Annotated in this window: 11 protein-coding genes; all 11 read left to right on the top strand. The window is 39.5% G+C overall.

The window, feature by feature from the left end; translation table 11 throughout:
- Positions 1-89: 89 nt before the first annotated feature.
- The 11 genes from Hs30E_RS00060 (at position 90) to Hs30E_RS00010 (ending at position 15,250) form a co-directional block, all read left to right on the top strand.
- A complete protein-coding gene (locus Hs30E_RS00060; protein WP_172206965.1) occupies positions 90-911 on the top strand; it encodes an EndoU domain-containing protein in 822 nt (273 codons plus the stop codon).
- A 247-nt stretch (positions 912-1,158) separates the two neighbouring features.
- Positions 1,159-4,272 carry a DEAD/DEAH box helicase gene (locus tag Hs30E_RS00055; protein ID WP_172206963.1) on the top strand — a complete coding sequence of 1,038 codons (3,114 nt, stop codon included), beginning with the start codon at positions 1,159-1,161 and terminating at the stop codon, positions 4,270-4,272.
- Positions 4,273-4,366: 94 nt separating this feature from the next.
- Complete coding sequence (locus Hs30E_RS00050) at positions 4,367-5,074, top strand: hypothetical protein (RefSeq protein WP_172206961.1); 708 nt, start codon at positions 4,367-4,369, stop codon at positions 5,072-5,074.
- A 137-nt stretch (positions 5,075-5,211) separates the two neighbouring features.
- Positions 5,212-6,546, top strand: a complete 1,335-nt coding sequence (gene murC / locus Hs30E_RS00045) for a UDP-N-acetylmuramate--L-alanine ligase (RefSeq protein ID WP_172206959.1) — start codon at positions 5,212-5,214, stop codon at positions 6,544-6,546.
- A 78-nt stretch (positions 6,547-6,624) separates the two neighbouring features.
- Positions 6,625-7,116 carry a GNAT family N-acetyltransferase gene (locus Hs30E_RS00040; protein ID WP_172206957.1) on the top strand — a complete coding sequence of 164 codons (492 nt, stop codon included), beginning with the start codon at positions 6,625-6,627 and terminating at the stop codon, positions 7,114-7,116.
- Positions 7,117-7,312: 196 nt separating this feature from the next.
- Positions 7,313-8,248, top strand: coding sequence for a class I SAM-dependent methyltransferase (locus tag Hs30E_RS00035; protein WP_172206955.1), 936 nt, complete (start codon positions 7,313-7,315; stop codon positions 8,246-8,248).
- A 106-nt stretch (positions 8,249-8,354) separates the two neighbouring features.
- Positions 8,355-9,542 (top strand): acetate kinase, encoded by a 1,188-nt coding sequence (locus tag Hs30E_RS00030; protein WP_172206953.1) that lies wholly within the window; start codon positions 8,355-8,357, stop codon positions 9,540-9,542.
- Between the two features lie 476 nt (positions 9,543-10,018).
- Entirely contained in the window at positions 10,019-10,747 is a 729-nt protein-coding gene (gene pyrH, locus Hs30E_RS00025) for a UMP kinase (protein ID WP_172206951.1), read from the top strand.
- 23 nt (positions 10,748-10,770) lie between these two features.
- Positions 10,771-11,328, top strand: coding sequence for a ribosome recycling factor (frr, locus tag Hs30E_RS00020; RefSeq protein ID WP_172206949.1), 558 nt, complete (start codon positions 10,771-10,773; stop codon positions 11,326-11,328).
- A gap of 384 nt (positions 11,329-11,712) precedes the next feature.
- Complete coding sequence (locus Hs30E_RS00015; RefSeq protein ID WP_172206947.1) at positions 11,713-13,476, top strand: ABC transporter ATP-binding protein; 1,764 nt, start codon at positions 11,713-11,715, stop codon at positions 13,474-13,476.
- Positions 13,469-15,250, top strand: a complete 1,782-nt coding sequence (locus Hs30E_RS00010; RefSeq protein ID WP_172206945.1) for an ABC transporter ATP-binding protein — start codon at positions 13,469-13,471, stop codon at positions 15,248-15,250. Before Hs30E_RS00015 ends, Hs30E_RS00010 begins: the two co-directional genes overlap by 8 nt.
- The last annotated feature ends 215 nt before the right edge of the window (positions 15,251-15,465 follow it).

The following is a 15,465-nucleotide window of genomic DNA, read 5'->3' as shown; positions in this document are numbered from 1 at the left end:
TAAATTCAAGTTCCAATCTTTCGGAAAGTAAGGAAGAAATTTATCACAAATCGAAAATAAAAGAGTTAGAGAAATATAACATTTATGCCATGCCTTATGAAGACCCGAAAACCAAAGAAGTTAAAATCATGTGGTTTATTGACAAGGACGGGGTGCGTATTTTTGACGAGGAACTACAAGATTACGTTGAAAAATATGGCAAAAACTTTGTTGGTATGTATGAAATTGTTGGTTGGGAGAAGACTTATGAGCTAGACCTTGCGGCAAGGCGAAAAGGGGACGGTAAGAATTATCTCACGGACGGTCAGCTGCCTAGCGGTTGGGAAAAGTGGGGTCAAGCTGGAGGCTTTGCGGATTCTATTTATTGGTATAGTTCAAAGAGTGGTTTGCTTGATTTGGCGCTGATTGCTGGACTTTCTTATGCGGCTAGTAAGTCGCAGACTAAGGCTGGTACTGGTGTTAATGTTGCGAATGTTATGGATGATGTGAAAATTAAAGTTACTAATCCAGATTATTCAGATTTGAAAAATACCGAAAATTTCAAGACGAATACGCCTCAGCATGTTTTGGGCGGAGAGGTTAATAAAAAAGGTAAGGCAGTAGGTTATCATACTGAAAATAACATCCATGATGGTTTAGATGTTGAGTTGAGTAATGTGACTGTACCTGATGAATTTGGCGTTTATAAAGCTAATGTGACAATTAATGAGACGCTTAAAAATGGTAAGAGTTCATTTTTTCCAAAAAATTGGTCTAATCAAAAAATTATTGATGAAGTTGATTATGCTTTTAAAAATATGAAACATAGAACAGGTAGTAAACGGACGGATATTTTTGTGGGGAAAAAGTTTAATGGAATTGATATTCAATTTAAAATTAAGATAAGTTATATTCAAAATGTTTTGTTCTAAATATAAAACTTGAGGCTATGCATACTCTATTTATTGGTATAGTTCTAAGATTGGCTTGCTTGATTTGGTGCTGATTGCTGGGTTGTTTTATGCAGTTAGAGATAAAACGCAGACATCAAGAAAGTTTTTTACTCCAAAGATGTTGATAAAATTATTTGTAAATTTGATGAAAATCGTCTGAAATTGCTGACATTTTACTGGAAATATGATATAATAGTGCAAAATTCAAGACAGGATAAATAAAAAAATGAGTCGTATGATGCCAGCGCGGATTCGTGCTGAAGGTGCAGAAATTTTTGAAAAAGGACTAATGACAAATGTGTCATTTAGCGAGATGAAGCTGATGGCGGATGTTGACGGCGAGCAAGTTGTTTATGATCTTGATGGTCAAAATGACCTGTGTTTTTGTGATGTTTTTCAACATAACAAACGATATTGTAAGCATATTGCGGCAATCGAGGAATATCTGAAAAAGGCTGATAGTGATACTGTCGAGGAAGAAAAAAAAGCCTATGAAGCTGAGGTCGAAAAGTCCAATGAGCTACAAGAATCGGCGGCATTTCTAGCTAAAATTAACGACGAAAAATGGGCGAATACAACAGAAAATCTGAGTTTGGAAGTGGACGTTATAGACGGCGAGTCAATGACACAATTCTATCGTCAAGGCGATTTCCTTGTTTTCACTTTGAAAATTCGTTTATCAAATACGCTGCGACCTTATATTATCAAAGATATTCCGCAATTTATTGAGCTTGTGCGAAAATCTGAGACTTATCTGATTGGTTCATCTCGTTATGTATCTCTTGTGATGTCTCGTTTTGATGCACCAAGTCAAGCGTTTCTGAAGTTTTTATTAAAAATTACACCAAATAGTGAAGAGATAGTATTGACCAATCTTTTCCGTAAAACGGGTAGATACTTGATACCGCAGTCAGGTTTGATACCTGAACTTTTGGCGTTGATAATGCCTTTGCGGTTTTCGATGAAACTTTCTGAAAAAACGATTAAATATTTTAGCGTTTTACCTTTAACTGATGAAAGTGACCTGTATCGCTTTTACATCAAGCCTTTAGATGATGTGATTGAGCTATCTGTCAAGAGAGATAAGCATTTATCGTTTTTTGAGGGCGAAATTATTTATGCCGATCATGTTTTTTACACGCTAGATTCTGAGCAACTTGATATTGCCAAGCAAATTTCACATTTGCCAACGGTTTCTGACGATTTAAAAGTTGTTCATTTTGACTATGATGATAAGGATAAATTGGCGCAGGCTTTGCAAATTTTTGAAAAAATTGGCTATGTTGATGCACCTGAATCCTTTAAAATTAGACGATTTAAGCCAACATTTAAATTTGATATGGCACGTTTTTTGACGTTGAAGATTGCTTTTGACTATGGCGATTTTCAGATTACGACTTTCCAAGACTTGGAAACAGTTGGTTTTTCCCGTGATTTGCGTTTGGAAAAACAAATTTTTGATTTGCTCAAACGTGTTGGCTTTTCCAATGGTTTTGAGAGCAAAATTGACCGACCACAAGGCGAAGCGATTTATGAGTTTTTCACAAAAGTCATTCCTGAATTTGCTAAATTGGGCGATGTGACTTTGTCTGAAGTTGTTCAAAGTCTACAAGTTACGGAAAACTTTGATATTGATGTTGACCAAAATGGTGGTCTTTTGGACATCAGTTTTGATTTGCCGCATGTTCCTGAAAAAGAATTTTCAAAACTTGTTAATCGCCTGCAATCACATGCGGCATATTATGTGACAGGTGATGGTCGTTTAATCATGCTAGATGAGCAATTTGACCCTGTTAAACGTGTTTTGGATGAGATGGCAGACACGGTTCAAGTTGCTGATGGTAAAATTACGGTACCAGCTTTCAAAACTTTTCAATTATCCAAGATTTTTGATGAGACGGATACCGTTTCTTTCTCTGATAAATTTGATAAATTATACACAGATTTAACACATCCGCATGATTTTCCTTATGAAAAACCGCAAAATATTAGTGCTGAGTTGCGCCCTTATCAAGAGGACGGAGTGCGTTGGATGAACATGCTGAGTTCTTACTACATGGGCGGCGTTTTGGCTGATGATATGGGGCTTGGCAAGACTTTGCAGTCAATTACTTATCTGGCGGGAAATCTCAAAGTGGGCGAAAAAGCGTTGATTGTGTCGCCGTCGAGCTTGGTTTATAACTGGTTGAGCGAGTTTGAGAAATTTGCGCCAGACTTGTCGGTTGTCGTTGTTGATGGTAGCGCCGATGAGCGTGGTAAGTTGCGCCGAGACAAAAAGGCGCAGATTTTCATCACAAGTTATGGCAGTTTTTTGAAAGATGAACATGCTTACCAGTATTTAGGTTTGAAATATCTTTTTATGGATGAAGCGCAGACCGTTAAAAATTTCAATTCCAAGACAAATAAAGCCTTGGCACGGCTCAAGGTTGACCATATTTTTGCTTTGTCAGGGACACCAATTGAAAATCGCGTTGATGAAATTTGGGCAATTTTTCAGATTATCATGCCAGGTATTTTGGGCGATCGCAAGACATTTCGCAAGCTCAAACATGATGCCATTGCGCGGATGATTCAGCCTTTTATCATGCGCCGTCGTAAGGAAGAAGTTTTGCTTGAATTGCCTGATAAACTTGAGATGATTCAATATAACGAGCTTGACGAAGCACAAAAAATCATTTATTTGGCGCAGTTAGAAGCCATTCAAAGTCGTGTCAGAAGTATGAATGATTATGAATTTTCACGCTCGAAAATTGAGATTTTAGCTGGTATCACACGTTTACGGCAAATTTGTGATACACCGGCTCTCTTTATGAGCGATTATAAAGGCACATCAGGTAAGCTCAAAAGTTTGGCGGAACTTTTGCAACAAATCAAGGATTCTGGTCACAGACCTTTGATTTTTTCACAGTTTCGCAAAATGTTTCCATTTATTGAGAAACAGTTAGAAGAAGCAGGTATTTCAAGTTATCAATTGACTGGTTCAACACCAACTCGTGATCGAATGAAAATGGTTAAGGCTTTCAATGCGGGATCGCGTGATGCTTTTCTAATTTCACTCAAAGCAGGTGGAACTGGGCTAAATCTAACTTCTGCGGATGTTGTTATTTTGATTGACTTGTGGTGGAATCCGTCAGTTGAAGAGCAAGCAATTTCACGAGCTCACCGCATGGGGCAAACCAAAACAGTCGAAGTTATTCGCTTGATTACGCGTGGCACAATCGAGGAAAAAATCATGTCCTTGCAGGATACCAAACGCGATATGGTAACCACTGTGCTAGACGGTGGTGCTAATGACACGGCGATTTCTGAGGATGAAATGAAAACGATTTTAGGGATCTAGGGCAAAAATTGCCGAAAATTTAGACTTTCCGAGATTATTTCTGAAAATTTTGGTACAATATAGATGATAAGCATAAAGTGAAAGTAAGGTAGAGATGGAAAACACTTACCATAAAAATAATGTAACTTTTCCGATTATTCCAGACGGTGCTGTTTTGGTAGCAGATAATCGAGTAATTATGACGAATCAGCAGCTGATTATCAAGAATCCTGATGCGGCGACTGAGCGTTTTGAGTACAATTTTGACGAGAAAACGGTGACGAATCAAACAAGTCAGGCTTATGGACCGATTCAAAATCAAACGTCGCCTATTGAACCAAGGATGCCACAAAGCCGTCAAGAGCAAGCAACAGCAACGGTGCAACCGAAAACGAAATCAAGATATGAACCGTCATCTGACGTTTTTGAACGCTTACGTCAAATGCCGACAACGGCTGGCAAACGCCCATTAAGCGCAAATTCTCGGACTTTATTGGTGGACAAGCCCAAGCGCCAGTCGCCTATTGATGACGCCAAAAAACGTGCGCGTGAAAATGCGATTCCGCCAAAACCAATTAAACCCTACAAACATCCACTTGACACGGCGGATACGGATGAGTTAGGAATTAATAGCTTAGCCAATAAAAAAGTGATGAAAACGCAACATTCACTAGGTAAATCAGCGTCAAGCTACCTTCAAGCAGTGGCGCAGCAACAAGTACAGCCACAAGTCAATAAATCGCCGTTTGATACACCACAACAGGATTATTTCACAAGCAAGCGAAGCAATCGCAGTACTTTTGATGCCGTTGAATCTCAATAAGAATTTAGGAAGGAATGCTTTCTTTATTAGTGAATTTTGTTTTGAAAATGTAAAGATGTAAATTTCATGAAAATTTTCATCTCTTTATTGTATTTCAAGGCAAACATTAGTCAGATAGCTTGAAAAGAAACGATTAGATGTCAGAAAAAACATATCATTTCATAGGAATCAAAGGTGCTGGTATGTCAGCACTTGCGCTCATGTTGCATCAAATGGGGCATAAGGTACAGGGGTCTGATTCGACTGATTATTATTTTACGCAACGTGGTCTTGAACAGGCAGGCATTAAACTTTTGCCGTTTGATATTAAAAATATTACACCAGATGTTGACATCATTGCTGGGAACGCTTTTCGCGATGATAATAATGTTGAAGTCGCTTATGCCGATAAAAACGGCTATAACTACCTACGCTATCATCAATTTCTTGGGGAATTGATGCGACAGTTCACGTCTATTGGTGTTGCGGGTGCGCATGGCAAAACCTCGACGACAGGGCTTTTGGCGCATGTTATGAGTCATATCACAGATACGTCTTATCTGATTGGAGACGGGACGGGTTGTGGTTTGGCTAAGTCAAAATTCTTTGTTTTTGAGTCTGATGAGTATGAGCGCCATTTTTTGCCTTATCATCCTGAGTACACGATTATTACCAATATTGATTTTGACCACCCAGATTATTTTACTGGGATTGCCGATGTTTTTGATGCTTTCCAAACTTATGCCTCTCAAATCACAAAGGGTATTTTCGTCTACGGCGGCGACAAGTATCTCCAAAAATTGACAGCATCTGTCCCGATTTATCGTTATGGTTTTTCTGAAAATGATGACTATATTGCGAAAAATGTGATGCGCACGCCAAAAGGTTCAGAATTTGAAGCTTATTTCCATGATGAGAAAATTGGCTATTTTAGTGTGCCAACTTATGGGAAACATAATATCCTCAATGCTTTGGCAGTTGTTGGCGTCACACATCAAGGTGGATTCAAGGCAGCTGATGTTGCCAAATATATGGCGACATTTGCAGGTGTCAAACGTCGTTTTGCTGAAAAATTCTTAGGCGATCAAGTCATTATTGATGATTTTGCACATCATCCAACGGAAATTGAAGCAACAATTGATGCGGCTAAGCAGAGATACCTTGATAAGGAAATTGTTGCGGTCTTTCAACCGCATACTTTCACACGAACGATTGCGCTAATTGATGATTTTGCAACTTCTTTGAATCAAGCAGATGCGGTTTATCTAGCGCAGATTTACGGGTCAGCGCGTGAAGTTGATAATGGCGATGTTAAAGTCGAAGATTTAGCAGCTAAAATTGAAAAAACAGCTAAAGTGATAACGGTTGATAATGTATCACCACTTCTTGACCACGATAATGCCGTCTATGTTTTCATGGGTGCAGGTGACATTCAAAAATATGAGCAAGCCTTTGAAACACTTTTGTCACAATTGACAAATAATGTGCAATAAAAAAGCCATTGGCTTTTTTATTTTAGAGATGCCCTAGAGTATAATGAGATTGTATATCGAAAAATAGAAGGAGAAGCCATGTTAATCAGAAATGTAACAAGTGCAGATTTGAACGAGATTTATCGGATTGAATCGGAGAATTTTGCACCTGAAGAGGCAGCGACATATGAAGCAATGAAATGGCGTATTAGCAAGATTTCAGATACTTTTTTGATTGCTGAAATTGGGGGTCAAATCGCGGGTTATATCGAAGGACCAGCGATTAGCGCACGTCATCTAACTGATGATTTGTTTGAAACAGTTGTTAAAAATCCTGCAACTGGTGGTTTTATTGCTGTGACAAGTCTGTCAGTTGACTTGAAATTTCAAGGAAAGGCTGTTGGTACGCGCTTAATTTCAGCGCTAAAAGCCGTTGCATGCGAGCAAAAACGTGATGGTATCAATTTGACCTGCCATGATTATCTGATTGCCTATTATGAAAAGTATGGTTTTATTAATGAGGGCAAATCTCAATCTACTCATGGTGGTGCGAGTTGGTATGATATGGTTTGGGAAAATTCAGAATTATAAATAGACAAAAGTGTTATCTTCTAGTTTAGACGCGTATAACACAAAAAAACAACCGAGTTAGGAAGTCTCGGTTGTAAAAGGGAGTTTTTATGAAAAATATTTTAGGAATGAATACATTATAACGTGGCAACCTTAAATTAACCTTAAACTAAAGGGAGATTTTAGAGAAACTCTAAATTATGGTATAATTAGTTTTATGACTATGGAAAAAATTGAAACAGCGTTTGGCTTACTTTTAGCAAATGTTCATCTGCTCGAAACACGTTTGGCAACCCACTTTTATGAGGCTTTGATTGAGCAAAATGTTGGTTATCTAGGACAGGCGATCTCAGATGATGTGCAGCAAAATAACGATAACTTGCGCTCGCTCAAGTTGACCAAATCGGAATGGCAAAAAGTTTATCAGTTTGTACTTATCAAAGGCGCTAAGGCTATGCACTTGCAAGCCAATCATCAGTTGACACCTGATGCGATTGGTTATATTATCAATTTTATGATTGAAACTTTATTTGGTGCGCCCGATTTAGCAATTTTGGAGCTAGGTTCTGGGACAGGCAATCTTGCTGAGACGATTTTGACGGGGATTTCTGATAAAAATATCAAGTATACTGGCTTTGAAATAGATGATTTGATGATTGATTTATCGGCAAGCATTGCGGATGTTATTCAGACAAATGTTGAATTTCTGCAGCTTGATGCAGTTCGACCGCAAGTGACTACGCCAATTGACTTGCTGATTTCAGATTTGCCAGTTGGTTATTATCCAGATAATGCCGTAGCCAAACGTTCATGTGTTGGCAGTAGCACTGAGCAGACTTACGCCCATCATTTGCTCATGGCACAAGGTTTTAAGTACCTCAAAGACGACGGTTATGCGATTTTCCTTGCGCCGAGCAATCTCTTGTCAAGTCCTCAGGCTGATTTATTGAAAAAATGGTTGCAGAACTATGCGCGAGTAGCTGCTGTTGTCACATTACCAGATAACATGTTCACTGAAAATAATCAAAAAGCAATTTTTATCTTACAAAAATCGCAACAAAATAAAGTACCATTTGTTTTTCCTCTGAGAAGTCTAACAAATGCGAAAATTGTGCAAAGTTTTATGACAAAATTTCAGCAAAATATGGTATAATTTAAAGGAAAAAGTGTTTTTAGCACCTCTGTTTGTTTTAATAACAAACGAACTATATTCGATTTAATCGAGTATATATCAAATCGAAATTTAGGAGAAGCATACAATGTCAAAAACGATTGCAATTAACGCAGGTAGCTCAAGTCTTAAATGGCAACTTTACCAAATGCCAGAAGAAACAGTCATTGGTAAAGGGATAATTGAACGTATCGGCTTGCCTGATAGTATCTCAACGGTTAAATTTGGTTCTAAAAAGCAAGAAACAATTAAGGACATCAAGGATCACACTGAGGCTGTCCAAATTTTGATGAACGATTTGATTGATCTTGGCATTATCGCAGATTATGCTGAAATCACAGGTTCTGGACATCGTGTTGTTGCGGGTGGTGAAATTTTCAACGACTCTGTTGTAATTAATGATGAAGTGGCTAAGCAAATTGCTGATTTGGCTGAATATGCGCCTTTGCATAATCCTGCCAATGCTGCGGGAATCCGTGCTTTCATGACACTTTTGCCGAATGCAACACATGTTGCGGTGTTTGACACTGCTTTCCATTCAACAATGCCAGCGGTTGCTTATCGTTATCCAGTGCCTGATAAATATTATACTGAACACGGTGTCCGTAAATATGGGGCGCATGGTACGAGTCACATGTACGTGAGCCAAAAAGCAGCTGAAATGCTTGGTAAACCGCTTGAAGAGTTGAAAATCATCACTGCCCATATCGGTAATGGTGCAAGTATCACAGCGGTTGATGGTGGCAAATCAATTGATACGTCAATGGGCTTTACGCCGCTTGCAGGTGTTATGATGGGGACACGTTCGGGTGACCTTGATCCATCTATTATCCCATTTATCATGGAAAAAGAGGGCATTGCAGATATTACTGAGATGATTAGTATTCTCAACAAAGCGTCAGGTTTGCAAGGTATCAGCGGTATTTCGAGCGATATGCGTGAGATTACAGCGAGTTGGGAAGCGGGCGAAGCACGTGGTGTTTTGGCGTTTGAGATGTTTGTTGACCGTATCAAGAAATATATCGGTCAGTATTTTGCTGTCTTAAATGGTGCAGATGCGCTTGTTTTCACAGCAGGTATCGGCGAAAACTCATTTTTTGTCCGCAAGGCTGTGATTGATGGGTTAAGCTGGTTTGGGCTTGATATTGTAGATGACCTCAATGTTGTAGGCGCTGATGGTATCATCTCTTCTGAAAACGCAAAAGTTAAGGTGCTCGTCATTCCGACGGATGAAGAGCTTGTTATTGCGCGTGATGTTGAGAAATTGAAGAAATAAGTTTGAAATGGCTGCCTTTGTGTGAGGCGGCTTTTTGTTTGGAATGGCTGAGTTGTCTACACATGTAAAATGACGATGTTCATGTTGAAAACTTAATTTTAGGAGGAAAACGTAGTGAAAAAAATGGAAAATAGGTCTAACGTTGATCATGGCTATTGTCATGAGATTTGGTGTTTTCTGGTTTATAAATGACTTTGCTAGGGGAAATTGTAGGTGTTGTTGTTGAGATTTCGGGAATAAAAAGATAAACGATTGATAGCTTTAGCTATGAAACGTTTAGGAAAGTAGTGTTATACAACGTGGATAAGTGGTTTACGACTTAGCCGTTGACACATTTTTCTGAATCTTATGTTTCATTTTTATACATCTTAAATTTGGATTGTCATAAAAAGTTTCTAATTTAGCTTTAAATCGCCTCATTCCTCGAAATTTATGGTAAAATAGATAAAAGAAAAAATGTTTTAGAAAGGTGACTTATGTCTCAAGTAAAATATAAACGTGTTCTCATCAAACTTTCTGGAGAGGCGCTTGCAGGTGTGCGTGGTGTTGGGATTGATATTCCGACGGTGGAGGAAATCGCTAAAGAAATCAAGGAAGTTCATGATTTGGGCGTAGAGATTGCGCTTGTTATCGGTGGTGGTAATCTTTGGCGAGGCGAGGCTGCTGCTGCTGCGGGTATGGAGCGGGTGCCTGCTGACTATACGGGTATGCTTGGTACGGTTATGAATGCGCTTGTTATGGCGGATGCGCTTGAGCGTGCGGGTGTGATTACACGTGTGCAAACGGCGATTAACATGCAGCAGCTTGCTGAACCTTATGTACGTGGTCGGGCTTTGCGCCATTTGGATAAAAATCGCGTGATTATCTTTGCTGCTGGTACTGGCTCGCCTTATTTCTCAACTGATACGACGGCTGCTTTGCGTGCCGCTGAAATTGATGCTGATGCCATTCTCATGGCGAAAAATGGTGTGGATGGTGTTTACAATGATGATCCGCGTACCAATAAGGCTGCGATTAAGTTCGAGGAGCTGACACATATTGAGGTGCTTAAACGTGGGCTGAAAATCATGGATTCGACGGCTGCGAGCTTGTCTATGGATAATAATATTGACCTCGTTGTCTTTAATCTCAATGAAACTGGCAATATTAAGCGCGTGGTGCTTGGCGAAAATATCGGTACGACCGTTTCAAATGACTCTAAATAAAATAAGAAAGGTAGTTTAATATCATGGCAAATGAAATCGTAACAACGGCGAAAAGTCGTATGACACAATCTATTGAGAGCTTGCAGCGTGAGTTTGGCAGTATCCGTGCGGGTCGTGCCAATGCGAGCCTGCTTGACCGTATCACGGTTGACTACTACGGCGCGCCAACGCCTTTGAATCAGCTTGCGGGTATCTCTGTACCTGAGGCGCGTGTGCTTTTGATTACACCGTTTGATAAGACGATTATCAAGGACATTGAATCGGCGATTAACGCCAGTGATTTGGGGATTAATCCACAATCTGATGGTAATGTGATTCGTCTGGTAATTCCTGCATTGACTGAAGAACGTCGGAAAGAATTGGCAAAAGAAGTGAAAAAAGCAGCAGAAGGCGGCAAGGTTGCCATTCGCAATATCCGTAAAGATGCCATGACTGATGCCAAAAAGTCTGAAAAAGCCAAAGAAATCACGGAAGACGAGCTGAAATCGCTTGAAAAAGACATCCAAAAAGTGACCGATGAGGCAGTTAAGGAAATTGACCAACATACGGCGCGTAAGGAAGAGGAGCTTTTGGTAATTTAAGTTTTTGTGTTGGTAGAAAATTGAAATTGTATCTGTGAGGGGTGCTTTTTTAATCAATTGTCAGATGATAAAAAGAGTGATAAGAAAACAATTATCATTCTTTTTATTTTGCAAACTTTGTCTATCCGATTTGCGAAAAATGACCATTCTATTTCGTGGCAATTTGCATTAAGATAGACAATGGTTAAAGAAATTATTTTTTAGTACAGGGCATCTCTAAAAACTGCTTTTGTTCATTTTTAGATAAAATTTTCTTAGACTAGGAAATTCGACGAAGGCTTGCTGGTGCAAGTCAAGGAGGATTGACGACGACTAAGGAAATTTTAGCAAAAATGGGCGAATCTGAGTTTTTAGAGATGCCCTACAGTTAAAGTAGGAGGAAAAATGGCTAGTATCAAATGGGTTTGGCAGTACGCGAAAGTTTACAAGTGGCGCATTATTTTTGCAACCTTGCTTGTTATTATTGCGTCTGGTTTGTCTATCGTTTTCCCATTGTTGGGTGGTATGTTAGTTGACACGGTCATTGACAAAGGAAAAATCGGGATGTTGCTGCCGATTTTGGCAGGTATGTATGGTATTGTCGTTCTGCGGATTATCATGCGTTATACTTATCAGATTTTATTTGAGACGATTGGGCAGAATACGTTGTATAAGATTCGCGAGGAGTTGTATGACAAGTTGCAAGAGATGGATTTTGGCTTTTTCAATCAAACACGAGTTGGTGATATTATGGCGCGGATGACGGGCGATACGGATGCGATTCGGCATTTTGTTTCGTGGGTTGTCTACACTTTGCTTGAAAATATGCTGCTATTTATCGCTGCGGTGTCAGTTATGGCAACGATTGACTGGCGGCTTATGCTGGCGCTGATTGCGGTCACGCCATTAATTGCCTATCTGACCATGCGCATGTCAAGTCAAGCGCGTCCGTTATTTTATGAAATTCGTGAAAGTTTTTCTCGGCTAAATTCTATGGTTGAGGAAAACATTAGTGGCAATCGTGTTGTCAAAGCTTTCACACGTGAAGCGTTTGAAATCGAGAAATTCAATGCCCACAACAACGATTATAGGCAGCGCAACATTGATTCGGCAAATGTTTCACGCAAATATCTGCCAATTCTTGATGCGCTAGCGAGTTGTTTGACGATTATTACCCTTGTTTTAGGCGGTTATTTTGTTATCAATGGTCAGATGACCCTTGGTAATTTGGTAACATTCAATGGTGTGCTGTGGATGTTAAACATGCCAATGCGGATGAGTGGTTGGTTGATAAATGACGTTCAACGTTTTATTGCCTCATCTTTTAAAATTCGAGATATGTTGGATTCGGAAACGCAAATTCCTGTTATTTCAGAAAAATCAGCAGAAAATCTGAAAGGTTATGTTGAATTTGACGATGTGTCCTTTCATTTTGCAGATGATCCTGAAACGGAAGTTTTGTCACACATTTCCTTGAAAGCTGTACCAGGACAAACAATTGGGATTCTTGGCGAAACAGGTTCTGGCAAATCAACCTTGGTCAATTTGATTGCGCGTTTTTATGATCCGACGTCGGGTGTTGTCAAGATTGACGGTGTGGATGCACGTAAATGGCATGTGCGGGAGTTGCGTGATCACATTGCACTTGTCATGCAGGATATTTTCCTATTTTCTGACACCATTGAAGAAAATATTGCTTTTGGTGTGCCAGATGCGGACAGTCTGGAAGTTCAGAAAATGGCGCGGATTGCTGATGCGGATCATTTTATTACACAAATGCCTGAGGGCTATGAAACGATTGTCGGCGAGCGTGGTGTTGGCTTGTCGGGTGGGCAGAAACAGCGGATTTCTTTGGCGCGAGCGCTGATGAAAGATCCGTCGATTCTGATTTTGGACGATACGACTTCGGCTGTTGATATGGAAACGGAGACTAAAATTCAAGAGGAGCTTGACCAAATCACGCATGACAAGACGACTTTCATCATTGCGCACCGCATTTCGTCGGTCAAGGAGGCGGACGAAATCATTATCATGGCGCATGGTAAGATTGTTGAGCGTGGTAATCATGAGACTTTGCTTGCGAAAAAAGGTTATTATTATGAAGTTTATAATAAACAATTAGGAAATTTTGATATTGAGATTGGAAATGGAGGTGAGGTCAATGGCTAGAAATAAATTTGATGTTGATGAAGAACTTGAAGAACAGTTCAATGCTGCTTATTTCAAGCGTTTGCTTAACTACGTTTTACCTTATAAAACAGCGATTTCAAAGACTTTTGCGGTCATTTTCTTAGCCAATATCGCCTCAACTTTAGGGCCTTATTTCACAAAACTTGTGATTGATGATGTTATTCCTAAGAAAAATTTACCGATGCTTTGGTTGCTTGCGATTGCCTTTGTTATCTCGATTATCGTTGGTGCTTGGTGTATGCGTTATCGGATTCGCTCAATTACGATAATTGGGCAAGATGTGTTGAAAGATATGCGATTTGATATTTTTCAACATTTGCAAAAACTGCCCTTTTCGTATTTTGATAGTCGACCGCATGGGAAAATTCTGATTCGTGTGGTTAATTATATCAACTCTTTGAGTGATTTGTTGTCAAATGGTTTGATTAATCTGATTTCTGATATTTTGAGTGTTATCGTAACTTTGATTTTCATGTTTGCGATTGATTTCAAGCTGACTTTGTACAGTTTGATGTTACTACCGTTTTTGTTCATCTTTGTCATGATTATCAAAAATGCGCAAAGAAAAGCTTACCAAAGATTAAGTAACAAGCAATCTAATATGAATGCCTACATTCACGAAAGTATCTCGGGGATAAAAGTCACGCAGTCTTTCTCGCGCGAAGATGAAAATTTCAAGATTTTTTCAGAAGTTAGTGGCGAGTACCGCACGTCATGGATGCGGGCGATTTATATCCAGTTTCTGATGTGGCCTGGTGTGCAAAATATTTCTGTTTTGACGACTTGCTTGATTTATTTTATGGGAATTAAGGGCATTGGTGTTGAGGTGTCAACGGGGACGCTGATTGCTTTTATCGGCTATATCAACAACTTTTGGAATCCTGTCATCAATATCGGTAATTTCTATAATTCATTGATTACGGCGACGGCTTATCTGGAGCGGATATTTGAAACCTTGGATGTTGCGCCTGATATTCAAGATGCGCCAAACGCTTTTGAGTTGCCAACGATTAAGGGCGATGTTGTTTTCAATCATGTGACTTTTGGTTATGAAATGGGCAAGGAAATCTTGAAAGATATGTCATTTCACGTCAGCTCTGGTGAATCTATTGCGCTGGTCGGACCGACTGGTGCAGGTAAAACGACTGTTATTAACCTTTTGAGCCGATTTTATGATATAAATGACGGCGAGATTCTGATTGACGGCACGGATATTCGCAAGGTAACACTCAATTCTCTGCGCAAGCAAATGGGGGTTATGCTCCAAGACACATTTATCTTTTCGGGGACGATTCTGGAGAATATTCGTTATGGTAAACTGGATGCGACTGAGGCTGAAATTATAAGAGCTGCAAAAGTTGTGCGTGCCCATGACTTTATTGTTGAACTGAAAGACGGTTATCAGACAGAAGTTAAGGAACGTGGCAGTACGCTGTCAGCGGGACAACGGCAGCTGATTTCATTTGCTCGTGCGCTTTTAGCAGATCCGAAGATTTTGATATTAGACGAGGCAACGTCAAGTATTGATACGAAAACGGAGAGTTTACTCCAAGACGGTTTAGACAAATTGTTAGTCGGACGGACATCATTTATCATCGCCCATCGTTTATCAACGATTAAAAATTCTGACCGCATTTTCTACATTGATAAAGGAGATGTGCAAGAATCGGGTAGTCATGAGGCGCTTATGGCTTTACGTGGCAATTACTATCACTTGTATCAGTCGCAGTTTGATTTGTTGCAGCAGGTTTAGGGGAATCCATTAGACTTCTCCCAAAAATAAAAAAATTTGTTATACTATAGTCATGAACTATGAATCCCTCAGCAAACTCAGCGATAGCCATTTTAAACGTCTAGTTGGCGTTAAACGTCCAACCTTTGAATCTATGAGCAGTCTTCTTAAGACCGCTTATCATGAAAAACATAACCGTCGAGGTCGTCACAGTAAATTATCAGTTGAAGATATGC

The sequence above is a fragment of the Pseudolactococcus hodotermopsidis genome (genome assembly GCF_011170085.1).
GTDB lineage: Bacteria > Bacillota > Bacilli > Lactobacillales > Streptococcaceae > Pseudolactococcus > Pseudolactococcus hodotermopsidis.
Note: the sequence above shows the minus strand (reverse complement) of the source record. Positions and strands in the feature narration are given on the sequence as shown.